General features: G+C 45.5%; 21 protein-coding genes. 16 read left to right on the top strand and 5 right to left on the bottom strand.

Features of this window, described 5'->3' with window-relative positions:
- The first annotated feature begins 16 nt into the window (after positions 1-16).
- A complete protein-coding gene (locus DY78_RS13050; protein WP_029778801.1) occupies positions 17-1,180 on the top strand; it encodes a cation:proton antiporter in 1,164 nt (387 codons plus the stop codon).
- 42 nt (positions 1,181-1,222) lie between these two features.
- Here the strand turns inward: DY78_RS13050 and DY78_RS16220 are convergent, their stop codons facing one another.
- The 3 genes from DY78_RS16220 to helD form a co-directional block, all read right to left on the bottom strand.
- Positions 1,223-1,414: a hypothetical protein gene (locus DY78_RS16220; protein WP_156404132.1), complete on the bottom strand. Its 192-nt coding sequence runs from the start codon at positions 1,412-1,414 to the stop codon at positions 1,223-1,225.
- A 281-nt stretch (positions 1,415-1,695) separates the two neighbouring features.
- On the bottom strand, positions 1,696-2,085 hold the full coding sequence (locus DY78_RS13045) for a helix-turn-helix domain-containing protein (RefSeq protein ID WP_024623983.1): 390 nt from the start codon (positions 2,083-2,085) through the stop codon (positions 1,696-1,698).
- A 105-nt stretch (positions 2,086-2,190) separates the two neighbouring features.
- A complete protein-coding gene (gene helD / locus DY78_RS13040; RefSeq protein WP_024623982.1) occupies positions 2,191-4,500 on the bottom strand; it encodes an RNA polymerase recycling motor HelD in 2,310 nt (769 codons plus the stop codon).
- Between the two features lie 636 nt (positions 4,501-5,136).
- On the opposite strand from helD, the gene DY78_RS13035 reads away from it, so the two are divergent.
- Both DY78_RS13035 and DY78_RS13030 read left to right on the top strand, forming a co-directional pair.
- Positions 5,137-5,913 (top strand): carbon-nitrogen family hydrolase, encoded by a 777-nt coding sequence (locus DY78_RS13035; protein ID WP_024623981.1) that lies wholly within the window; start codon positions 5,137-5,139, stop codon positions 5,911-5,913.
- A 17-nt stretch (positions 5,914-5,930) separates the two neighbouring features.
- On the top strand, positions 5,931-7,100 hold the full coding sequence (locus tag DY78_RS13030; RefSeq protein ID WP_024623980.1) for a pyridoxal phosphate-dependent aminotransferase: 1,170 nt from the start codon (positions 5,931-5,933) through the stop codon (positions 7,098-7,100).
- Between the two features lie 224 nt (positions 7,101-7,324).
- On the opposite strand, the gene DY78_RS13025 is transcribed toward DY78_RS13030, so the two are convergent.
- Positions 7,325-7,534: a hypothetical protein gene (locus tag DY78_RS13025; RefSeq protein WP_033613589.1), complete on the bottom strand. Its 210-nt coding sequence runs from the start codon at positions 7,532-7,534 to the stop codon at positions 7,325-7,327.
- A 333-nt stretch (positions 7,535-7,867) separates the two neighbouring features.
- Here DY78_RS13025 and trpS point away from each other — a divergent pair, with 333 nt between their 5' ends.
- The 7 genes from trpS to DY78_RS12990 all read left to right on the top strand — a co-directional run bounded on the left by trpS (position 7,868) and on the right by DY78_RS12990 (position 14,580).
- Positions 7,868-8,887 carry a tryptophan--tRNA ligase gene (gene trpS, locus DY78_RS13020; RefSeq protein WP_024623979.1) on the top strand — a complete coding sequence of 340 codons (1,020 nt, stop codon included), beginning with the start codon at positions 7,868-7,870 and terminating at the stop codon, positions 8,885-8,887.
- Between the two features lie 547 nt (positions 8,888-9,434).
- On the top strand, positions 9,435-10,166 hold the full coding sequence (locus DY78_RS13015) for a MurR/RpiR family transcriptional regulator (protein WP_024623978.1): 732 nt from the start codon (positions 9,435-9,437) through the stop codon (positions 10,164-10,166).
- A 219-nt stretch (positions 10,167-10,385) separates the two neighbouring features.
- A complete protein-coding gene (locus DY78_RS13010; protein ID WP_024623977.1) occupies positions 10,386-11,750 on the top strand; it encodes a PTS sugar transporter subunit IIC in 1,365 nt (454 codons plus the stop codon).
- A 122-nt stretch (positions 11,751-11,872) separates the two neighbouring features.
- A complete protein-coding gene (locus DY78_RS13005) occupies positions 11,873-12,769 on the top strand; it encodes an ROK family protein (RefSeq protein WP_024623976.1) in 897 nt (298 codons plus the stop codon).
- 29 nt (positions 12,770-12,798) lie between these two features.
- Entirely contained in the window at positions 12,799-13,359 is a 561-nt protein-coding gene (locus DY78_RS13000; protein ID WP_024623975.1) for a hypothetical protein, read from the top strand.
- A gap of 27 nt (positions 13,360-13,386) precedes the next feature.
- The gene (locus DY78_RS12995) at positions 13,387-13,971 is read left to right on the top strand and encodes a hypothetical protein (RefSeq protein ID WP_024623974.1); all 585 of its coding nucleotides are present in this window, start codon (positions 13,387-13,389) and stop codon (positions 13,969-13,971) included.
- 36 nt (positions 13,972-14,007) lie between these two features.
- Complete coding sequence (locus DY78_RS12990) at positions 14,008-14,580, top strand: hypothetical protein (protein WP_024623973.1); 573 nt, start codon at positions 14,008-14,010, stop codon at positions 14,578-14,580.
- 191 nt (positions 14,581-14,771) lie between these two features.
- On the opposite strand, the gene DY78_RS12980 is transcribed toward DY78_RS12990, so the two are convergent.
- Complete coding sequence (locus DY78_RS12980) at positions 14,772-15,137, bottom strand: hypothetical protein (protein ID WP_024623971.1); 366 nt, start codon at positions 15,135-15,137, stop codon at positions 14,772-14,774.
- Between the two features lie 338 nt (positions 15,138-15,475).
- Here DY78_RS12980 and DY78_RS12975 point away from each other — a divergent pair, with 338 nt between their 5' ends.
- The 6 genes from DY78_RS12975 to DY78_RS12950 all read left to right on the top strand — a co-directional run bounded on the left by DY78_RS12975 (position 15,476) and on the right by DY78_RS12950 (position 22,484).
- Positions 15,476-16,324, top strand: coding sequence for a PRD domain-containing protein (locus tag DY78_RS12975; RefSeq protein WP_024623970.1), 849 nt, complete (start codon positions 15,476-15,478; stop codon positions 16,322-16,324).
- Positions 16,325-16,476: 152 nt separating this feature from the next.
- On the top strand, positions 16,477-18,462 hold the full coding sequence (locus DY78_RS12970; protein WP_033613591.1) for a beta-glucoside-specific PTS transporter subunit IIABC: 1,986 nt from the start codon (positions 16,477-16,479) through the stop codon (positions 18,460-18,462).
- 26 nt (positions 18,463-18,488) lie between these two features.
- The gene (locus DY78_RS12965) at positions 18,489-19,955 is read left to right on the top strand and encodes a glycoside hydrolase family 1 protein (protein ID WP_033613592.1); all 1,467 of its coding nucleotides are present in this window, start codon (positions 18,489-18,491) and stop codon (positions 19,953-19,955) included.
- A gap of 236 nt (positions 19,956-20,191) precedes the next feature.
- Positions 20,192-20,773, top strand: coding sequence for a hypothetical protein (locus DY78_RS12960; protein WP_024623966.1), 582 nt, complete (start codon positions 20,192-20,194; stop codon positions 20,771-20,773).
- Positions 20,774-20,950: 177 nt separating this feature from the next.
- Positions 20,951-21,949 carry a tRNA dihydrouridine synthase gene (locus tag DY78_RS12955; protein ID WP_024623965.1) on the top strand — a complete coding sequence of 333 codons (999 nt, stop codon included), beginning with the start codon at positions 20,951-20,953 and terminating at the stop codon, positions 21,947-21,949.
- 7 nt (positions 21,950-21,956) lie between these two features.
- Positions 21,957-22,484, top strand: a complete 528-nt coding sequence (locus DY78_RS12950; RefSeq protein ID WP_024623964.1) for a cysteine hydrolase family protein — start codon at positions 21,957-21,959, stop codon at positions 22,482-22,484.
- The last annotated feature ends 94 nt before the right edge of the window (positions 22,485-22,578 follow it).

Genomic DNA, 22,578 nt, shown 5'->3' with positions numbered 1-22,578 from the left:
TAGATAGGTGGGCGGTATGGATTTTTTAGGCATTTTATGTTTGTTAGTCTTCGCCACGACCTTAGCCGGACATTTTGCACACCGGGCGGGGATTCCCGCGGTCATTGGTGAAATTTTAGTGGGGGTCATATTAGGCCCCGCCATCTTAAACGTCGTGCATTTAACGACATTAGTTCAAACATTTTCGGATATTGGTGTCGTCGTGTTGATGTTTATCGGTGGTTTAGAGAGCAATCTAGCCTTGTTAAAAAAATATTTAAAACCAGCGATTGTCGTTGCCGTGATTGGGGTGATTTTCCCGGTCGTGATTATGGGCATCGCTAGTCGATTATTTCAATTTTCATGGTTTGAATCGCTATTTATCGGCGTGATTTTCTCCGCCACCTCGGTGTCAATTTCGGTGGAAGTGTTAAAAGAGTTCAAAGCTCTGGATACCAAAGAAGGCGCCACGATTTTAGGTGCCGCGGTCGCGGACGATATTATTGGCGTGGTGCTACTCAGTATTATGATTTCAATGATGGGTAGCGGCAGTGGCGTCAGCCAAACGAATTTAGGCGTTGTATTATTGGAACAAGTCGCCTTTTTCATCGGGGCGTTCGCCTTGATCAAGTGGGGTGCGCCGTACTTGATGCGCTTGAGCGACCATCTATTAATGGCGGCGGCGCCAACCATTGTCGCCATTATTATTTGTTTAGCGATGGCTTGGTTGGCGGATTTAGTTGGGTTAAGCGGGGCGATTGGCGCGTTTTTTGCTGGTGTCGCCATCGCGCAAACCGACTATCAACATCAAGTTGATATCACTATCGAACCGGTCGGCTATACGACCTTTATTCCGTTATTTTTTGTCAGCGTGGGTTTGAACATGACGTTTAAGGGCGTCTGGCAATCGTTGCCGTTTATTATCGTAATGACTGTTCTAGGCGTAGTGACCAAGTTACTCGGTTGTGGTTTGGGCGCCAAGTTGAATGGTTTTAGTGGTCATAGTAACTATTTAGTGGGCGCGGGGATGATTTCCCGGGGTGAAATGGCCTTGATTACGGCTCAGATTGGTTTTTCAGCTAAATTGCTATCAAACGATTATTATTCAGATATTATCTTAGTCATTATTTTAGTCACGATGATTGCGCCCTTTGTCTTAAAAGACGCCATTCGTCGTGAACCCGCCACCGCGACTGAGTAGGTGGCAACACATAGTATGATGTTTTGAAAAATAACACATAATTTATGAGCTGGTTAGTAGAAGCGTTGAGCGGCAGCGGTAATTCCAGCCACCGTGGCGACCGGTGTGAGCCTGAGAAGCGGTCTCACACCTCACTTTGAAGCTTGGCAAAAAACACCAATCTTCAAAGATGTCGGTGGCGTAAGCTCGGCCAAATGCATGCCGAACTAACGCCACTTTCACGATGACTTCCATTACCACTGCCGCCCAACTAAATTGATTTTTGGATAGTGTGGTGTGACGACCATATTTGTGGCTGTTCATAAATGATGATTGAAATTTTGCTGGTATAGTTAACCTTAAGCAAGAGTCACCAAAATAGTGGTGATATCAGTTCAGCTGAGAGTAGACATACCATGCGATATGAGAAAAATAGGACTTCCGTACTTTTTGGGCGGAAATCCTATTTTTGGTAGTATTAAAATAATATTCTCAGTTGTGCGATAAACGGCTGAAACATAACGCTTAAAAAGGAATCAGCATCCTAAAATTCGTCGCAATTCCACTTCCTGTTCGTCAGTCTGAACGCGCAAATTGGTTTCTAACTGGGTGATGGCTTGCGCCTTAATATCGAGTTGGTCAGCTAGGGCGGCTTTGGTAAGGTGCCGGGCTTGGCGGTAATGTTGGAGCTGTTCAGGTGTTAAGTAACCTTTACGCTTACGATAAGCAATAAAGTCCGCCCGTGGATTTTCCATCATGTCATCGAAATTCAGCCATAGTTGACCAGCTTGATCACGCCAGTAATGGTGTTTGACGACCAGGTCGGTTAATTTGCGAACTTGGGTGGTTTCCCATTTAGTTACCGCAGTATAAATACCATCGGCGGCCAGTTCATCATTATAAAATTCACGTGTTTCGCCAGTCATCCGCGCACCTCTTGAATTGCCAATTGCGACATTAATCAGCGCAACTATAACAAATCCGGGACGGTTTGAACATCAAACCATCCCGGATTATTTTTAGCTGTTCAGTTAAACGCGAACTTGATGTTCAATCGAAAATAACGTCGGATCAAGTTTCAAAATCAATGGCGAAACGTCACCAATACTTAATAACGTTAAGTGGTGCATCGCGCGTGAGGCAATCGTGTAGAGTAAGCCGACTGATTGTTCATCGGGGTATGCCGTGGCGGAAACGTCATAGGCAATGACGGCGTCGAACTCGAGACCCTTAGCCAAATAAATTGGCATCACGATAACGCCTTGGGGCATCGTGCGGTCACTGTCGGCCATCAACGTGGCGACCGTGTGGTGTTTCAAATATTGATAAACGTGTTTGCTAGTTGCCAAGTCTTTAGTTAAGACCGCGACGGTTTTCGTGTTCGTTAATTGATGATTAACTTCGGTCAATAAGCCTTGTAGCGCTTGCTCATCGTCGTAGCGCATCATCACTTTAGGTAACGCGCCTTCACGGGTGAAGGCTTGAATCTGGTCGCCATCTGGCAATAACGCTTTGGCAAAATTCGTGATTTGCATCGTTGAACGATAACTCTTATTCAAGGTAATCAGATTAGCCCGCCGTACATTGAAGGCGTCCCGCAACCGTTCTAACAGTTGTTTAGGTAACTCGATGCCCTTGAACAAGGCTTGTTCACTGTCACCAAGCAAGGTGAACTTGGCTAATGGAAAGGCGTGCTTAATGTACAGCAATTGGGCTAACGAATAATCTTGCATTTCATCGACGAAGATATATTGCATCCGGCGGTTTTCGCCACTACCGGTCAAAATATCGCGTAGTAACAATAGTGGTGCGCAGTCGATTAAGGCAACGTTGTGGTATTCGATGCCGGTCCGGAAAGCACGCATCCGGCCGCGCCAAGCTGCGGGTTCAATGGTATCTGGCCGGTCGACTTGGCCCAAAAAGTCATTATATTGTTCATAAGTATCTAAGAAATAACCGTTGTAAATCGCATCGTAAACTTGCCGCAAGCGTTTCGTAACGATTTGTTTACCAATATAAAAGACTTCATCATCCAATGATTGGAAGTCGCCGCGGCGTTTGTCACCGAGCAAGTCGTGATAAGCTTCATCATTTAATTGGTCAATAATGTCGTTGACCCAATCGGCTTGCGCTTCGTGGTCAATACGGCGTTTCAAGCGTTTAATCAACGTGTTTTTAATTGATAAAAAGCGGTCGGCCGGTTGCATTGCCGCGGGTAACGCCATCGCAATCGCAGTAATCTCATCGCGGGAGAAGAACGTTTCACCATTGAAGACAATGTTAGTGAAGCGTAAATCTTCCGCCGGTAAGTCGTGACAGTAGTGGTCAACTTGTTGCATAAAGTCGGCGCCTTCTTGGAAATCACGAATGGCGGGGGTCGTTTGCGGGTCGTGGCGGTCACTTTCGTAGCGTTCGAATAAACTTTCGACAGTTAGGCCTTGGAAGCGGGCGCTCAAAAATTCCGCCAGCGTCACTTGCCGCATATTGCGTTCACCGAGACTCGGCAATACTTCCGAAATATAGTGACTGAACAACCGGTTCGGTGAGAACAAGACCATCTGATCAGCTTCTAAGGATGCCCGTGAATGGTATAGCAAAAAGGCAATTCGTTGTAGGATAGCCGAGGTTTTCCCAGAACCCGCGACCCCTTGAACAACGAGCAAATCGCTGTAAGTATCACGAATAATATCATTTTGTTCTTTTTGAATGGTCGCGACGATGTTTTGCATGTAGGCGTCGTTTTGTTCACCTAAGACGGATTGCAAAATTTCATCGCCGACTGTTTCGTTCGTATCGAACATGTTTTTAATTTCGCCGTGTTCAATTTGAAATTGGCGCTTTTTCAGGAGTTCCGTCGTCTGTTCACCAGCGGGTGTTTGATAGTTCACATCGCCTAACGTCCCGTTGTAATAAACGGATGAAATCGGGGCGCGCCAGTCGTAAACTAAGAAGTTTTGTTCATCGTCGACAAAGGAAGCAGTCCCGATGTATAGGCGTTCCGCATCGGGTTCATCGGGGTCTTGAATATCGATGCGACCAAAGTAAGGTGAGTTACGCAAGTCTTTTAGAACCCCGACTTGGCGCTTCAAAATGGCTTCCGATTCAACGGCTCGTTCCACCATTTGTTTTTGTTGTTGCAATTCGGCGTTAGTTTCAATACGGTCATCGACTTCAAACGTGTTGACCGAGTTGTTATCACCGTAGTTTTTCTGAATGACGTCGGTTTCGCGGTGGGCTTTGTCCAGCAAGTCATCGGTCTGTTTGGACCGAGCTTTAATTTGCTCGATTACGGCGTCCACGCGGGTTTGTTCTTGTTGTTGTTCTTCTTTTGATGTCGCCAAAATTTAACACCCTCCGTATTCAATCGTCTAAATAGCTTGAACAATTTTAGGCGGATTTTGCAGTGGTGTCAATCAATGCGCCTGGATAATTTGTAACGTGCCACTAATTGAGCTTTCCTAAGCACTTGTGGGTCTGGAATTGCCGTTGTGAGTCAGTAGCAATTCCAGTAGCCGTGGCGACCGGTTCGAGCCAAAAAGCGGTCTCGAACCTCACTTTGAAGCTCGGCTAGACCCACCAATCTTCAAAGATGTCGGTGCCGTAAGTCCGGCCAAAAAACAGCCGAACTAACGCCACTGGCACGGCAACTTCCATTGCTACTGACTCGCAACTGAATTGATTATGCAATGAGAAATTGTGGCACTGTTTTTGTGTAATCGAGAAAATTCGTACTAATTGGTAACCTGGTTACAAGTCAAAGTGGTAACTAAAATATGATGCAAAGTGTGCCATTACATCAGCCGAATAGTGACAAATTCGGTTAATTGTTGCTTCGTTGATAGTTAGCGGGACCTGATTAATGGGGTCCTTGGTTTAGTTCAGCGACGACGAGCTTTGCTTTTTTGAACACTTACTTGCAACTGTTGTTATATTATTCTAAGATGATTTTAATAATTCTAATTGAAAGTAGGCTAAGTATGCGTGTTGCATTAATTCAACTGAATATTCAGTACGGTAATCCCGATGAAAACTATCGCCAAGTGACGACCGCGATTACCCAAGCGGCCCAACAAGCCGTCGATGTCATTGTGTTACCAGAAATGTGGAACACGGGCTATGCGCTCACGCGGCTCAACGTGTTAGCGGATGATAATGGGGCGCGGACGATTAAAGTGCTCAGCCAGTTAGCACAGCAATTTCATGTGAATATTGTTGGCGGTTCTGTCGCGGTGGCTCGCGAAGATGACTTCTATAATGAGATGCTCGTTTTCGACCGAGCTGGTCAGTTATTGAGTCGTTATGACAAAGTGCATCGGTTCGGGTTGATGGCGGAAGACCGCTATATTACGGCGGGTCGGACTGAAAATCGGTTCACGCTTGATGCGGTGCCAGCCATGGGGGTCATTTGTTATGATATTCGCTTCCCAGAATGGCTGCGCAAACAAGCGGCACAAGGCCCACAAGTCATTTTTGTCAGTGCTGAGTGGCCGACTGTGCGCCTGCCACAATGGAAAATCTTGTTACAGGCGCGCGCCATTGAAAATCAAGCCTTTGTGGTGGCGGTCAACCGGGTGGGAAGTGATCCGGACAATGCCTTTGGTGGGCAGTCGCTCGTCATTGATCCGCTGGGGACGATTTTAGCGCACGGTTCCGACCACGCTGAAATAACAACGGCGACCTTAGATTTTGACCAAGTTGCAGCAGTCCGTGGCAGCATGCCAGTTTTTGCCGACCGTCAACCGGAACTGTATTAATAGAAAGTGGTGGCTTCATGGAATTTCCAGAATCTGAAATTTTACAACATTTACCGAAACAGTTTTTTGCGAGTTTAGTTCAACGTGTCAATGCCAAGATTGCCAGTGGCGCCGATGTGATTAATGTTGGTCAAGGCAATCCCGACCAACCAACCCCTGATTTTATCGTGCAGGCGTTAGCGCAAGCCGCGCAAGACCCGGCGACGCATAAATATGCCCAATTCCGTGGGCAACCCGCATTCAAACAAGCTTGTGCGGACTTTTATGAACGGGAATATGGGGTCAAATTGGACCCGGAAAAAGAGATTGCCGTGCTCGGCGGGTCTAAAATTGGGCTTGTGGAATTACCGTTTGCTTTAATGAATCCGGGCGACACCATTTTAATGCCGGACCCGGGTTATCCGGATTACTTTTCGGGCGTAGCGTTAGCGCAAGTCAAGTTAGCGACTTATCCATTGTTAGAAGCCAATGACTTCTTACCGGACTATGCTAAAATTGACCCCGCTGTCGCCCAAGCAGCGAAGTTGATGTATTTAAATTATCCAAATAATCCGACGGGGGCGGTGGCAACGCCAGAATTTTACGATGAAACGGTGGCGTATGCGCGGCAACATCAAATCGGAATCGTCAGTGATTTTGCCTATGGGGCGATTGGTTTTGATGGTAAACGGCCAGTCAGCTTCTTACAAAGTGCTGGTGCCAAAGACGTGGGCGTGGAATTTTATTCGTTTTCTAAAACCTATAATATGGCGGGCTGGCGCTTAGGGTTTGCGGCCGGCAATGCGGACATGATTGAAGCCATCAATTTGATTCAAGACCACTTATTCGTCAGTGTCTTTCCAGCGATTCAACGTGCCGGGATGGCAGCGTTGCAAAGTGATCAAGCGGCGGCCCATGAAATTAGTGCTCGCTATGAAGCTCGGCGTGATGCCTTATTAGCAGCGGCGGCTAAGATTAATTGGCCGGCTTACAAGCCGGGTGGGGCCTTTTACGCCTTAATGAAAGTTCCGGCGGGGTATACGAGTGAGCAGTTTGCGGATTTGTTATTGGATAAGGCCAGTGTTGCAGTGGCGCCATGTAATGGTTTCGGCCCGCATGGTGAAGGCTATGTGCGCATCGGATTGTTAGTTTCTAAAGACCGGTTAGTCGAAGCGGTGCAACGCGTCGGCGAATTGAATTTGTTTTGACACCGGGCGCGTTAACCCTTACACTAGAGCTAAATAATCATTGAAGAAAAGAACAGTAAGGCGTCCACCCAACAGAGACTTAGCGATTGCTGCAAGCTAAGACGGACAAATGAATTGGCTTTTTGGAGATTCGGTGCAAACCGGGGACCTGCCCTTATCGGACAATGAGTGGCCGCACGCGTTGCGGCAATTTAGGTGGTACCACGGTAATGCGTCCTAATTAACTATTCGATTAGTTGATTAGGACGCTTTTTTTGTGGTTGCCGTTGGCCGTCAGCGATAATTCCAGCTGCCGTGGCGAACGGTTCGAGCCAAAAAGCGGTCTCGAACCTCACTTTGAAGCTCGGCAAAGTCCGCCAATCTTCAAAGATGTCGGTGCCGTAAGCTCGGCCAAATTCACGCCGAACTAACGGCACTTGCACGGCGGCTTCCATTATTGCTGACGCCCAACTAAATTGGTTCTTTGTTAAAAAATGGAGTGGCTGTATCATTGCTAAGCATGCCGGGCTAATGCACAGCACCAACTGTGGATTTGTGGATGAAAATCGTTGATAAGGTTATCCACTTGTTCATAACAAAATTTCAGAAAAGTTTTCCACAGTGGATAACTTTTCTAAAACAAATCCAAGTTGCGCACAGCTAATTCAGAAAAGTGGAAAAGTCAGTTATCGAATACTGCATGGTTCCTAGGTTAAAATGAAAATATTTTGAGCCGGAAGCCAGCTACTAAAAAACAATAACAAGGTTTCTTGAAAGGATGTCAAAACATGACGAAAAAAGTGATTTTAACAGGTGACCGGCCAACCGGTCAATTGCATATTGGCCATTACGTGGGTTCATTACGGAACCGGGTGGCGTTACAAAACTCCGGCGATTATGAGTCATATATTATGATTGCGGATAACCAAGCTTTAACGGATAACGCTCATGACCCTGAAAAGATTCGTAAGAGCTTATTACAAGTTGCGATGGACTATTTAGCTGTAGGGATTGATCCAGAAAAGTCAACGATTTTAGTGCAATCACAAATCCCAGCTTTAACGGATATGATGAACCAATTCTTAAATTTGGTGACCGTTTCTCGTTTGAACCGGAACCCAACTGTTAAGACTGAAATCAAACAAAAAGCGTTTGGCGAAAGTGTGCCCGCTGGCTTCTTCGTTTATCCCGTTAGCCAAGCCGCTGATATTACTGCGTTCAAAGCGACGACGGTGCCCGTTGGTGATGACCAAGAACCAATGTTGGAACAAACGCGTGAAATTGTGCGGAGTTTCAACAAGACTTATCAACAAGACGTGTTAGTTGAACCAGAAGGCTATTTCCCACCAAAAGGGTTAGGCCGGATTCCTGGTTTAGATGGTAACGCTAAGATGAGTAAGTCATTAGGGAACGCCATTTATTTAGCTGACGATGCCGATACGGTCCAAAAGAAAGTTATGTCGATGTATACCGACCCTGACCATATTCACGTTGAAGACCCAGGTAAGGTCGAAGGCAACACCGTCTTTACTTACTTAGACATCTTCGGTGAAGATACCGCTAAGATTGCGGACTTAAAAGCCCAATATCAACATGGTGGTTTAGGTGACGTCAAAATCAAACGTTACTTAATGGAAGTTTTGGATGGCGTCTTACGTCCAATCCGGGAACGGCGCGCGATTTATGAAGCTGATCCAGCCCAAGTGATGCAAATCTTACAAGACGGGACGGCCAAAGCTAACGTGGTCGCTGACCAAACTTGGCATGAAATGCAAGCTGCCATTGGGATTAACTATTTTGAAAAATAAGTCGTTACGCTGATTTACCGCTGTCGGCTGACCGTAATTCCAGCCGCCATGGGGACCGGTCCAAGCCTGAGAAGCGGTCTTGGACCTCGCTTTTGAGCCTAAGAAGCGAGTCTCAAAAGACGTCCGTGGTGTAAACGGGATACAAACCATCCCGTTAACGCCACCCGCATGGCGGCTTCCATGACGGTCGGCCGACAGCTAAATTGGCGTTGGAAAATGATGGACTGGCGTCAGTTACTACTAACGTTATAGCGGGAAATTGCCGTTAACGCATGACGTCCAACTAAATTGATATTTTGATAAAATGGCTCCGCTACAAAATTGTGGCGGAGTTTATTTGTGTTTCAATTGCGCAATTAAGCAAGTGTGCTGATTGTGATTAATCAGGTTTTGCAGTGGATATGGTTGGTAATGTTCATAAGCGTTAGCTGCTAGTGGGGGATAAGCGTAAAATAAATTATTTTGTAATGTAAACGATACCATTCGTAGGGATAAGTCATGGTATGATTGGAACGGTTAGAGCTTTTATAAACGAGGGGGAACCGTGATGTTTAGCTATGAACAAATTCAACAATTAAATCAGCTGGAGTTAACGGTTTATGATTATATTATTAGTCATAAAAAGGCGATTACGAAAATGACGATTCGTGAGTTAGCCGAAGCGTGTCATGTATCGACGACGACCGTCTTGCGTTTTTGTAACAAAGTTGGTTTGGATGGCTTTTCAGAATTGAAATATGCTTTGAAACAACGTTTAGCGCCCGCGGTGGCTGAACCGCAAATGCGTAACGTCGTTGATTCCGTGAATGAATTTTTGACGCGGTTTAAAGATCCATCATTTCAAGCATCCATTGATGAGGCCGCACAATTAATGATGAAAGCCGACTTGATTTTGTTTTTCGGCATTGGCACTAGTGGGAGCTTTGCGCGTTACGGCGCGCGGTTATTGGCTAACTTAGGCTTTTATACGTTGACGATTACCGACCCATTCCAACCACAGCCGAAAATGTTGGCCGGCCAAGCAAAAATTGTGTTAGTGGATGTCTCCGTTTCGGGGGAACGTGAACAAGTCATTAAACAAGCGCAGATTTATCGCGAACTCGGGGCCAAAGTGGTCGGCTTAACGAATAATGGCCTATCACCGTTAGCGAGTTTAGCGGACGTGAACTTGGCGTACAACGTGCATGAAGTGTTAAATGGCGATGTTGACTTAACGACCCAAGTTCCGGTCGTATTGATTTTAGAAGAAATAATGCACGCGGTCCAGAAACTCCAGTAATACCGGCGTTTGTCGGTCAATGTAACAAGTCACATAATTGTGACAAATTATTTATCTAGCACTTGTTTTTTTAGAACTGAAAGCGGTTCCCAAAACCCTTAGCATAGGTTATAGTCAAATATGTAAGCGGATGCACAAACAATAATCATTGGCCAATGAATTACGATGTGCTTACTCTAAGAGATTTGATAAATTATTCTAGTTTAAGGGGTGTTCAAAATGGGGAACTTCATGAATAACAAAGTATTACCGCCAATCATGAAATTCGTCAACACCAAAGCAATTACCGCGTTAAAAAACGGGATGTTGTTCACATTACCATTCATTATGATTGGTTCTGTCTTCCTAATCTTAGCTTCCTTGCCAGTCGCTTCATGGGCTGCTTGGATGACGAAGACTGGGTTGTCCGCAATTTGTCTACAAATTTATAACGCGTCATTTGGTGTGATGTCAATTTTCGCCGTCGTTGGGATTGCCTATACTTGGGTTAAAGATGATGGTTTCGATCCATTGCCTGCTGGGTTAACTGCACTTGTTAGCTTCTTTATTATTCAACGTCCAACCACGCCAATTACGATTGATGGCAAGGTGTTGGTTTCAGCAGCTAAAGTAACGCAAGTTTCAATGATTGACCGGACTTGGCTCGGGGGCCAAGGGATGATTGCCGCGATTTTAATCGGGTTAGTCACTGGTTGGATTTACTCATGGTTCTTAAAACGCGATATTCGGATTAAGTTACCAGAACAAGTTCCAGCAGCCGTTTCCGGTTCATTTACGGCCTTGATTCCAGCCACGGCGATTACCGTGGGTTGGTTAGTCGTTTATGGTTTGTTCGATGTTTTCGGTCACACGACCTTAGTTGAATTTATCTACAAAGTTGTTCAAACGCCACTACAAGGGTTAACGGATACGTTCGGTGGGATGTTAATCATCGCCTTACTGATTCCATTATTCTGGTTCTTTGGGGTTCACGGTGCCGTTATTATTGGCGGTATCATGGGACCATTATTGCAAGCCAACTCACTCGCCAACGCTAAAATTACGGCGGCTGGGCATGTTGCTTCCGCCGCAACTGGTGGTCATATTGTCACCCAATCATTACTGGACCAATTTGGGACAGTGACTGGTTCTGGGATGACCTTTGGGTTAGTTGTCTTCATGACTTTCTTTGCTAAGTCACAACAAATGAAATCAATCGGTCGTTTAGGCATTGGGACTGGGATTTTCAACATTAACGAACCCGTTTTGTTCGGGACACCAATCGTTATGAACCCCATCTTAGCCGCACCATTCATTTTAATGCCAGCTATTTCGATGGGTGCCACTTATTTAGCCATTAAGTTTGGGTTGATCCCATACTTCCGTGGACCAATGGTGCCTTGGACCACGCCGCCAATTATTTCAGGTTTATTAGTTGGTGACTGGCGGACGGCGCTTTGGCAAGCCTTCATGATCTTTAGTTCGTTCTTCGTTTACATGCCATTCGCACGTAAGCAAGACAATATCTTATACAAACAAGAAAAAGAAGCCTTAGCAAAAGAACAACAAGCTGCTGTCGAAGAAGGCGGCGTAACTGCTGAATAGGATTCGTTTAACCAGCCGGTCGTAATGTTTGATTGCGATTGCGCTGGTTTTTTGTTCAGGGTAGTGCTGATCATTATAACGGTCATAATATAAAAATACTTTTAGATGAGAAGTGATGAGAAATGACAAATTATATTGGGATTGATATTGGGGGGACTTCGATTAAATGCGGCCTCGTCGATGATAGTGGTGAAATTAGTCGCAAAACAACCCGGCCCACAGCCCAAACTAAAGATGCAATTATGGCGGATTTAAAAGCCATGGTCGCCGATTTACAAACAGCGGGGCCGGTTGCAGGGATTGGCGTTAGCATGCCCGGGGTCGTACAAGCGGATGGCTTTTTAACGACTGCGGGGGCGGTGCGCCCATTTTACGGTATTAATTTGCGGGATGAACTTCACGAATTAACTGGTTTACCCGTCGTGATTGAAAATGACGCCAATGCAGCTGCCGTGGCCGAACAGTGGCTGGGTGCGGCCCAAAATGTGACCGATTATGTGAGCCTAGTTTTAGGCACCGGTGTCGGGGGCGCGTTAGTGATTAATAACGAAATTTATCGCGGCGCCCATGCCCGTTCTGGTGAATTTGGCTGGATGGTCGTTGACGATGATGATATTGATGTTGAAATGGGGTCCTTGAATTATCGTGGCGCCACTGTGATTGGCTTGATTCGCCGCTATAACCAATTTAGTGATGAACCCGTCAGTGATGCCCGCGTGATTTTTAACCGTGCGAATGCTGGTGAAACGCTCGCTCATCAAGTCTTGCGGAGCTACTATTACAGTTTAGCCAAGGGCATTATTAACTTAATTGTGGCGTTTGATCCGGCCTTAGTCGTAATTGGTGGTGGCATCAGTGCCAACGATACGTTCATGTATGACTTGAACGCGACAATTACTCAATTGCAGGCCAATCATGGCAGTATTTGTGACTTAACGTTACCGAAAATCGTGCCAGCGGCCTTGCGGAATAATGCCGGGATGATTGGGGCCGTTTATCAGTTAATCAAGCAGTTATAGTCAGAAGTTTTTTTGGGGGGGACAGTATTATGACGGAACAAAAAACGATTACGATGAAAAATATTGCGGCAAATCTGACGACGCATCCAACTTTTATGGCGATTGAACTAAAGGGTACCCGCTATCCGAAGGCGCAACCCCAAGCGAATGCGTTAGGAAAAGTGTTGATGTATTCGTCATTTGTCAGTGGGACGTTAACAATTGGAACGTCAATGACTTTTGCGGATGAAAAGCAAGCGGTTTTTGCCGAAGTTCCGGTAGCGGAGGTCACACAGGTTGAAGTAGGGATTTACCATTCGTTAGCTGGCATTAAAGGCATGTTGCCATTTGAAGCGCAATTAACCGTCAATGTGGTGCTAACGACACCGACTGCGACTTACGATTTGTTGAACACTGATTTACAGTTAGTGCCGGCAATCTTAGCGTGGGTCAAAGCAAATAATATCAGTTTGAGCGATCCGCTCAAACTCCAGCAACGTGTTGATGTGGACTGGTCAAAAGTAACGTTACAAGCTGTTGAAGACTGGGCCGCTGATACGCGCTATGCCGCACCATACGGCATGTTATCCGCCACCGCACCAATGCAATAATTAAATATAATACAAGGGGATTTTATCATGGAAACCAATCAAATTAGTGTCACTTTTGAAAATATTGCGGGCAATATCACGACGCATCCAACTTATATGGCCATCGACCTTGGCGGTACCCGCTATCCGGCTGCTAAGCCTGAACATGAAAATGTGCTTGATAAAGTGATGACGTACACACCGTATGCGATGGGCAGTCTGGCATTAAATGCCGGCCAAATTGTCATGGCCGATGAAGCCGCGCATCCATTTTTGACCTTGGCGACGAGTGCCATTAAAAAGGTGCAGCTGGGAATTTATCAGACGATGGTGCGGAGTTGGGGCATGGTCGTGCCCTTTGAAAATCAATTGACGCTTAATCTGGTCATCACGACTGAACATGATACTTATGATTTATTGAATACTGATTTGAACGTTTTACCAGTCTTAGTCGCTTGGTTACAAGAACAAGCAATTACGATTGAAGACCCAATGAAGTTACAAGCCATTATGTCTACGACGGACTGGGCTAACGTCAAGTGGGCAGACATTGAAAAGCTGGCGCAAGGGACGGCCTATGAAATTCCAAATCAAATGATTGGGGCGGCCGCACCGACACAAAAAAATCAATAACGGTTATCGTTATAATGACTTAGGGGAGGTGAGTTAATGGCAAGTTTTAAAACTGTAACTATGCGCGCCATTGCACAACATATTAGTGACCAAGCGAGCTTTATGAAGGTCGTCATCAACGGTCAAACGTATCCAAGTAAACCGGCCCCCAAAGCGTGGCTGGGGAAACGTTTAACGTCAACGCCGTATGCGCTTGGCAAGTTAACGTTGACGGATACCGACTTAATATTCGCAGATGAACAAGGTCACGACTTTTTAACGCTCCCGTTGGCTGAAGTTACCGCTGTGCAAGTCGGTATTTACCAGTCAAAAATTCGTGATTGGGGGGCGCCGTTGCAGTTCAAAACGCAATTAACCCTGAATCTGGTCATCACGACGGCCGCGGAGACTTACGATTTGTTGAATCAAGATTTAACGGTCATACCGGCATTATGGGCGTGGTCGACGGCCAATAAATTGGCGGTAACGGATCCGCTACAGTTACAAACGCAGTTGACTACGACTGACTGGGCGAAACTGGATTGGCACCAAGTTGAACAGTGGGCAAAAGGCACCCCATATGCGAACCCGTATCAAATGTTAGGAGCCGCAGCCCCAGTCGGAAAATAATATGCCAAAAATGGACGAAAAAGTTGGTCACGCAACTTTTTCGTCCATCTTTGGTCTGGTCAGCGATTCATTCGTGATAACTTTCGGTGAGGTTACTTGTGATGAAGGCGCTGGTATGAATAAATTAATCAAAAATATTACTTTAACGGCCGGGAAAATAGTCATTAGCTTGAGTTACCAAGTAACCGAAGCTATGACCGCACGCTAATTTTAGTCACGCGCCAAGTCGTTCGGCCAGTCTGTTCAACGTCTAAATCAATGGTGTGATGGTCAATGGCCGTCACGTAGAGGCCATCGTGTTTAGAACCGCCCTGAAACCCCGAAGTTTCAGAAAATTGGGCATTCTTCGGGATTTTTCGAATGAATTGTTCAGTTTTGGTGTCTTTAGCCAATTTCAATAAATCAGTGTGATGACTGCTCTTTACGGCAGTGTTCAGTTGAGTATCAATCATTTGTGTGGCATGATTATCGGATTCCAAATAAATGTGATCATAACCTAACCAGCCTAGCCCCAAAATAACTACGAGTAATCCTAATAACCACCAACGTTTACGCATGCTATATCCCCCCATTAAATGAATTATACCTCGGAATTGGGTGGAAATTAACTAGTAAGCAGATTGACGCGCAATGCCGTTTTATTAATGAAATGGTATTGAGAAACCTGTATAGGTGTTTTTTGAAATTGGTATATGTTTTATAGAAACAGTTATTAAAATTAACAATCCCCTGTTGACAACGTTTTCACAAATTGCTAGTATAACAACATAAATAAAAACGTGTTACTGATTCGATCAGGCATGAGTCTACAATACTAGGATGACCTTTTCCTTCTAAGGGGATTGGTATAGGCTTGGGGTAGACTCTTTTTTATTTGACTTCCAGGAGGCACCATATGAAATTTCTCAAGAATTTTAATAATAATGCTGCCCTGGTAGAAGATGATGCAAGTATTGAATGGGTTGTGATTGGCAAGGGCATTGGGTTTGGCAAAAAGCCGGGTGATTTGGTTGACGAATCAAAAATTGACCGGCGCTTTATTGCCACGCTGAAAGGCAACATGGATGTGGACAGTTTCAAAGACATTCGGCCCCAAGCCTTATTAATGACAACCAAAGTTATCCATTTAGTGGAACCATTGTTAGGGATTAGTTTTAGCGATTATCAATATTTTGTATTAGCCGATCACATTGATTTTGCCTTAAAACGCGCGAAAGACGGTATCGATGTGGACAATGGAACGGTACGCTGGGAAGTTAAGAAGCTCTTTAGTAAAGAGTTTAAGGCTGCTAGTCAAGCCGTGGACTTAATCAATCAAGAAGCTGGCATCACATTACCTAAAAGTGAGAGTGTCTTTATGACTTATCACTTTGTGAACGCAGCGTCCGATGGTTCTAAGCTCCAAGAAACCATCAAAATCACCAAGTTTATCGGGGGCATTATTGATATTGTGCAATACCAGTATCATATGACCCTAGATCCAGAATCATTCAATTACAATCGATTTGTCGCCCATTTGCGAGCCTTAATGGTTCAAAAGACGAGCCATACTTGCACCACGGGGGCTGACTTAGATAATTCGCTACTCCAACTGATGCAAGTGAAGTACTCGCATGCATACGCAACCGTCGAGCGAATTGATACCTTTTTACAAAATAAGACCGATTGGCAATTAACGCCAGATGACAAGGTTTATCTTGTCTTGCATATTTGGCGCGTGACTCATCGGCAACAAACAGAATAATGAAGATTTAGTAGGTGTGTTACTGGTAAGCAGGCATTAACCCAAACATCTTTACTTGAGATTTCCGTGACTAGGCGCCTAGTGACGTTTTCTGAAGTAAAGACGTTTGGGTTTTTGTTTACTCTAGGTTTAATTGATAGGAGGAAACTCACATGGCTTATGAAGATTTAAGCAAAAAAATCATCGCCGGTGTCGGTGGTAAAGATAATGTGAATAGTGTGGTTCATTGTACGACCCGCTTACGGTTCAAATTAAAGGATGAAAGTATTGCGAAAACGGATGTATTGAAAGATACTGACGGGGTTATTACCGTGGTGCAATCTGGCGGTCAATACCAAGTCGTTATCGGTAATGAAGTTGCCGACGTCTATGATACCTTGATTAAGGTTGGCGGTTTTGCCGATGGTGGTAGTGTGCCAGATGATTTTGGCGAAGATGAAAACATGAGCATCTTTGACCGTTTTATTGATTTAATCTCTGGTATTTTCAGCCCAATCTTAGGCGCGTTATGTGCTGCTGGTATGATTAAAGGTTTCGATGCCATGTTCTTAGCGTTTGGCTGGTTAACGGCTGATTCTGGTACTTACAAAATTCTTTATGCGATCGGTGATGGCTTCTTCTACTTCTTGCCGGTCGTCTTGGGGATGACGGCAGCTAGTAAATTTCATCTCGACAAATATGTGGGGATGGCAATTGGGATGGCGCTCTGCTACCCAGACATTGTGGCGTTGAACAGTAGTAAAACGGTGCTCACGACATTATTTACTGGCAGCTTTTTCGAATCACAGATTCATGCTACTTTCTTAGGCATTCCAGTCGTGATGATGAGTTATACGTCGTCGGTGATTCCAATTATTTTAGCGGTATGGTTTGCTTCAAAAGTACAAAAATGGGCCAAAAAGATTGTCCCAACGGTTGTTAAAACTTTCTTAGTACCATTCATCACACTTTTGATAGCGGTACCAGTAACGTTTATCATCATTGGCCCGATTGCGACTTGGATTAGCGATGGTTTATCAACAGCCTGTGTGGCCCTCTATGATGTCAGTCCGATTTTAGCGGGAGTCATCATGGGTGCCTTCTGGCAAGTCTTCGTTATCTTTGGGGTTCATTGGGGCTTTGTAGCGGTGGCCATGGCTAACTTGGCATCTAAAGGTTATGACCCCATCGTAGTCTTATCATTAGCCGCTTCATTTGCGCAAACTGGGGTTGTTTTAGGCATCTTATTACAAACTAAGAATCCTAAGACCCGTGGCATTGCTTTACCGGCCTTCATTTCTGGTATCTTCGGGGTCACGGAACCCGCCATTTATGGGTTAACGTTACCACGTAAACGGCCCTTCATTTTAAGCTGTATTGCTTCGGCAGTCGGTGGTGGAATCATTGGTCTTGCCGGTACTAAACTTTGGATGATGGGTGGTATGGGGATCTTCAGTATTCCTGGTACCGTCAATGCTAAAAATGGGATTGATGCTTCGGTATATGGATTGTTGATTGCCATGGCCGTGGCGACGGTCTTAGGCTTTGCTTTACAAATGATGTTTGGGCGTAAGAGTGTTGATGCCAATGACAAACCCGCTAAAGTTGCGGTTAATGCCGCGGAACCGGTAACGGCAGGTGTGGATATGCAAATGGCAACTGGCGGTGCAACCAAAATTGAACCAACCGTAACTTACAATCAAGCTACGAAGTTAACCAGTCCCGTTAGTGGTGTCGTTTTACCATTAAGTGAAGTTAAAGATGAGGTTTTCTCTTCCGGTGCGATGGGTAAAGGGATTGCCATAGAACCGCATGATGGGGTGTTAGTGGCACCGGCTGATGGTACTGTGGCATTAGTTTTCCCAACAGGTCATGCCGTTGGTCTAAATACGGCAGCTGGTGCGGAATTATTAATGCACATTGGGATGGATACGGTTGAACTTGACGGTAAAGGCTTTGAAACGTTGGTCAAAAAAGGCGACACGGTTAAAGCGGGTCAACCGTTAGTGAAGTTTGATGTGCAAACCATCAAAGATGCTGGTTATTCAGTAACGACACCAATTGTCGTCACCAATTCTAAAAATTATCATGATATCAAGTTAACTAAAGCTAATACTAAGACGGTCCAAACTAATGACCCATTGTTGACACTTGACTAGTTTATCAATTAAAGGAGCGAATTCTAATGTATTCAAAAACAATTCCAACTGGTTTCCCGAAAGGCTTTTTATGGGGTGGCGCGACGGCTGCCAATCAAATTGAAGGGGCTTGGAATATTGACGGTAAAGGTCTGACAACGGCTGAGGTCGTTCAAAAAGCTCAAGACCGGCAAAATATTGAAAATATGAACGTGATCTCCAAGGAAACGGTGGCAACGGCGATTGCAGATACTACCGATGACTTATATCCTAAGCGGCGCGGCATCGACTTTTACCATCATTACAAAGAAGATATCAAGCTGTTTGCGGAAATGGGTTTTAAAGCATTCCGATTATCTATCGCTTGGGCCCGCATTTTTCCTAAAGGTGACGAAACAACGCCGAACGAAGCCGGCTTGAAGTTTTACGATGATGTCTTTGCCGAATGTCATAAATATGGTATCGAACCGGTAGTGACCATTTCACATTATGAAATGCCATTAAACTTAACGTTGACTAATAATGGTTGGGCTAGTCGGGCGACTATCGCTGATTTTACCCGCTATACGGAAGTCCTATTCAAGCGCTACAAGGGCATTGTCAAATATTGGATGACCTTTAATGAAATTAATGCCTCCACTTGGGGCTTTATGGGGACTGGAGCGTTAGACAGTGATTTGGATGTTCCAGGTCAAACGCAACTACGGTACCAAGCTTTGCATCATGAATTTGTTGCCAGTGCGATTGCGGTTAAACAATGCCATGAAATTGACCCAGCGGCCAAAATTGGTTGTATGCTTGCCCGGATGCAAACTTATGCCAATACGCCCAATCCCGCCGATGTTCGGGCAGCGCAATTACAAGATCAATTGAATTTATTCTTTACGGACGTGCAAGTTCGTGGTGAATATCCTGAATATATGAACCGGTTCTTTGCTGAGAACGGGGTGACCTTACAAATGGAATCAGGCGATGAAGCCTTATTGCAGGAAGGTAAGGTTGACTACTTGGGCTTTAGTTACTACATGTCGACCGTCACTGCCGCTGATGACAATGTTGAAAAGGCCAGTGGTAACTTGAACTTTGGCGGTAAGAACCCTTATTTGGAAACGAGTGATTGGGGTTGGCAAATTGACCCGACTGGTTTACGGATTACGTTGAATGAATTCTGGGATCGTTATCGGGTGCCACTCTTTATCGTTGAAAACGGCTTAGGCGCCTTGGATGAAGTTAGTGCGGATGGCAAGATTCACGATGACTATCGGATTGACTATTTGCGGCAACATATTCAACAAATGAAAGAAGCCGTCAAAGATGGCGTTGATTTGATGGGTTATACGATGTGGGGACCAATTGATCTGATTAGTGCATCAACTTCTGAAATGTCCAAACGCTATGGTTTCATCTACGTTGACCAAGATGATGAGGGTAACGGCACGTTGAAACGGAGTCGCAAGGATTCCTTTGCTTGGTATCAAAAAGTGATTGCCTCAAATGGTGAAGATTTAGCTTAGATAAGAACAAGCCACGCGATGGTTTTCCGGAAATTGAATCAGTTATCATTGCTAAAATGACTGGTGTATAAAAATAGACGTAAAGTGCAGGCCGGCTTTACGTCTATTTTGTGTTTCAGATGCACGTCTTAATGGCAATTTGTGTCATTGCTACTAACGCTAATCAGATTTGTATGCGCTTCCGTTTATCGTGATATAATTATTATGTTACTAATATTTGGAGGAGGCTTTCAAAAATGTCAGTATCAAAATCAGTCACAATGGCCAATATTGCGGCGCATCTAACGAATCAGCCGACCTTTATGGCGTTCGAATTAGACAAACACGTTTACGCGAATCAACTGATTCCTAAACAGTTGCTCGCTAAAAAGTTAACCACTGTTGCGTATCCAATGGGGAAAGTGACGTTCACGCAAACGGCATTAGCGTTGGCAGACGAATTTGGGGCACCGCTATTAACTGTGCCAGTGGCGGACGTTACGGGAGTGACCGTCGGCATTTATCAAACCGTGGTTGGCGACTTAGGGGCCATCACCCCAATTAGTACCCAGTATACGTTGAATTTAGTGGTCAAAACGACAATGGCTACCTATGATTTACTAAATCAAGATTTAACGGCGGTGCCAGCCTTATTGACATGGTTGGCAGCTACCCCAGTCGCGGTGACAGACCCCATGCAATTGCGGGCCCAGTTGGACACTGCTGATTGGACACAACTCGACCAACAACAAGTTGAACAGTGGGCGCAGGGGAGCGCCTACGCGACCCCTTGGCAACAGTTGGGCGCTGCTGCGCCGACTAGTAAATTAGCAAAATAGTACCATTGATAACACTTAAGTAATTAGCAGAGGTTATAACTAGGTCATTAGTTATGACCTCTTTTTGATGATGAGGCTAAGGAGTGTCGTCTTAATTGGCGACCATCACCGCTGAAAAAGTTGGCTAATCATGCTAAAATGAATACCATTTATAACAGTTAAGGGAGCGTAACAGACGTGACAGAATCAACTTTTTGGTCGCAGATTGCAGCGACGGCCCGGGCCGAACAGCGGCCGTTTTTTACCATGGCACCGATGGAAGCCGTTAGTAACACGATTTTTCGGCAAGTCATTGCTAAAGCGGCGGCCCCGGATGTTTTTTTCAGTGAATTCGTCTATGCAAAAGGCATTACGAATCCGCATACGAAATTTCCAGTGCATGGCCGCCTATACGTGGCACCGGCGGAAGCGAAACGACCGGTCGTCCAACTGTGGGGCAATGAAGCCGCGGACTTTGCTAGCGGCGCGGCGGCGGTTCGCGACATGGGTTTTGCCGCCGTTGACATTAATATGGGTTGTCCAGATGGGACGGTCATCAAAAATCACGGTGGCAGTGATTTGATTCGCAACCCCCAGTGGGCGGTGGATGTGATTGCCGCCGCCAAAACATCGGGCTTAGCGGTCAGTGCTAAAACGCGGCTCGGTTATAGCAAAGTTGATGAATTCAAGGAATGGATTCCGACCTTGTTACGCCAACAGGTCGCCGTTTTGACGGTACATCTCCGCACGAAACAAGAAATGAGCAAAGTCCCCGCGCACTTTGAAGTCATTGACGACTTAATCAAAATGCGCGATGCGATTGCGCCGGACACGTTACTACAAATCAACGGTGATATTTTGGATTACCAAGCCGGCGTAGCGTTGGCCAAAAAACATCCCGGTTTGGATGGCATCATGATTGGCCGCGGTGTCTTTGCCAGTCCGTTTGCTTTTGAAAAACAGCCGCAAACCCATCCGTTATCGGAATTGTTAGGTTTATTAAATGATCAATTAGATTTATTTGACGATTTTGCGACCCGCTATGATGTGCCGCGGTTCCAATCACTCAAGCGATTCTTCAAGATTTATGCCCGCCCGGAACTAGGTGCGACCGATTTACGGAACGCAATGATGGATACTAAATCAACCGACGACGTGCGCAAAATTTTAGCGGCCTCGCCATTAACGAAAGGCTAGGAAAATTATGAAACTAGAAAAAGCGGCCTTAGTCATTATTGATGTGCAAGCCGGTGCTCAATTTTTGAATCGGCATGTCTATCATGCCGATGCCGACTACTTCACGACGGTCGTGCAACACAACCAACAATTAGTGGCGAACTTTGAACATCGGAATTGGCCCATCTTTATCGTGACGGTCCATCCGAAAGTCTTCCCGGCGTTTGTGAATCAGCGCTTCGCCAAGTCGTTACTCATGACTGCGGGATTGAAACACGTGCACTATGTGGCTAAGACGAGTCCAAGCGCTTTTTCGCAACCGACCTTCATGACTAAGCTACATGAACTGGGCGTTGAAAAATTAATTATGACGGGCTTTACGACGAATAATGGCGTCGCCAAAACGGTGGCCGACGCCGAAATCAACGGCTTCGATACCACGGTCGTGACCGATGCGACTGTCGCTAAATCCGCCGCGGTCCAAGCCCAAATATTACCCCAATTCACCGAACTCGCCACGACTGCCGAAATTTTAGCCGCGCCTAGGAATAATTAAATAAGTGCAGTTAGCGCGTAAGTTTGCCGTTGGTCGTCAGCGGTAATTCCAGACGCCGTGGCGACCGGTGCGAGCCTGAAGAGCGGTCTCGCAC

The organism is Lactiplantibacillus fabifermentans DSM 21115 (assembly GCF_000498955.2).
Classification (GTDB): Bacteria; Bacillota; Bacilli; order Lactobacillales; family Lactobacillaceae; genus Lactiplantibacillus; species Lactiplantibacillus fabifermentans.
The sequence above is the reverse complement of the archived record's forward strand: the minus strand, read 5'-3'. Positions and strand labels throughout refer to the sequence as shown.

Bases quoted from the DNA above. Each gene is read 5' to 3' on its own strand.
- DY78_RS13010 (WP_024623977.1), top strand. From the start codon at position 10,386: ATGGGGAACTTCATGAATAACAAAGTATTACCGCCAATCATGAAATTC.
- DY78_RS13045 (WP_024623983.1), bottom strand. From the start codon at position 2,085: ATGACTGGCGAAACACGTGAATTTTATAATGATGAACTGGCCGCCGAT.
- DY78_RS12965 (WP_033613592.1), top strand. From the start codon at position 18,489: ATGTATTCAAAAACAATTCCAACTGGTTTCCCGAAAGGCTTTTTATGG.
- DY78_RS12990 (WP_024623973.1), top strand. From the start codon at position 14,008: ATGGCAAGTTTTAAAACTGTAACTATGCGCGCCATTGCACAACATATT.
- DY78_RS12995 (WP_024623974.1), top strand. From the start codon at position 13,387: ATGGAAACCAATCAAATTAGTGTCACTTTTGAAAATATTGCGGGCAAT.
- DY78_RS13050 (WP_029778801.1), top strand. From the start codon at position 17: ATGGATTTTTTAGGCATTTTATGTTTGTTAGTCTTCGCCACGACCTTA.
- DY78_RS13030 (WP_024623980.1), top strand. From the start codon at position 5,931: ATGGAATTTCCAGAATCTGAAATTTTACAACATTTACCGAAACAGTTT.
- DY78_RS13005 (WP_024623976.1), top strand. From the start codon at position 11,873: ATGACAAATTATATTGGGATTGATATTGGGGGGACTTCGATTAAATGC.
- DY78_RS13015 (WP_024623978.1), top strand. From the start codon at position 9,435: ATGTTTAGCTATGAACAAATTCAACAATTAAATCAGCTGGAGTTAACG.
- DY78_RS12975 (WP_024623970.1), top strand. From the start codon at position 15,476: ATGAAATTTCTCAAGAATTTTAATAATAATGCTGCCCTGGTAGAAGAT.
- DY78_RS13035 (WP_024623981.1), top strand. From the start codon at position 5,137: ATGCGTGTTGCATTAATTCAACTGAATATTCAGTACGGTAATCCCGAT.
- DY78_RS13025 (WP_033613589.1), bottom strand. From the start codon at position 7,534: ATGGAAGCCGCCGTGCAAGTGCCGTTAGTTCGGCGTGAATTTGGCCGA.
- trpS (WP_024623979.1), top strand. From the start codon at position 7,868: ATGACGAAAAAAGTGATTTTAACAGGTGACCGGCCAACCGGTCAATTG.
- DY78_RS12960 (WP_024623966.1), top strand. From the start codon at position 20,192: ATGTCAGTATCAAAATCAGTCACAATGGCCAATATTGCGGCGCATCTA.
- DY78_RS13000 (WP_024623975.1), top strand. From the start codon at position 12,799: ATGACGGAACAAAAAACGATTACGATGAAAAATATTGCGGCAAATCTG.
- DY78_RS12970 (WP_033613591.1), top strand. From the start codon at position 16,477: ATGGCTTATGAAGATTTAAGCAAAAAAATCATCGCCGGTGTCGGTGGT.
- DY78_RS16220 (WP_156404132.1), bottom strand. From the start codon at position 1,414: ATGGAAGTCATCGTGAAAGTGGCGTTAGTTCGGCATGCATTTGGCCGA.
- DY78_RS12950 (WP_024623964.1), top strand. From the start codon at position 21,957: ATGAAACTAGAAAAAGCGGCCTTAGTCATTATTGATGTGCAAGCCGGT.
- DY78_RS12980 (WP_024623971.1), bottom strand. From the start codon at position 15,137: ATGCGTAAACGTTGGTGGTTATTAGGATTACTCGTAGTTATTTTGGGG.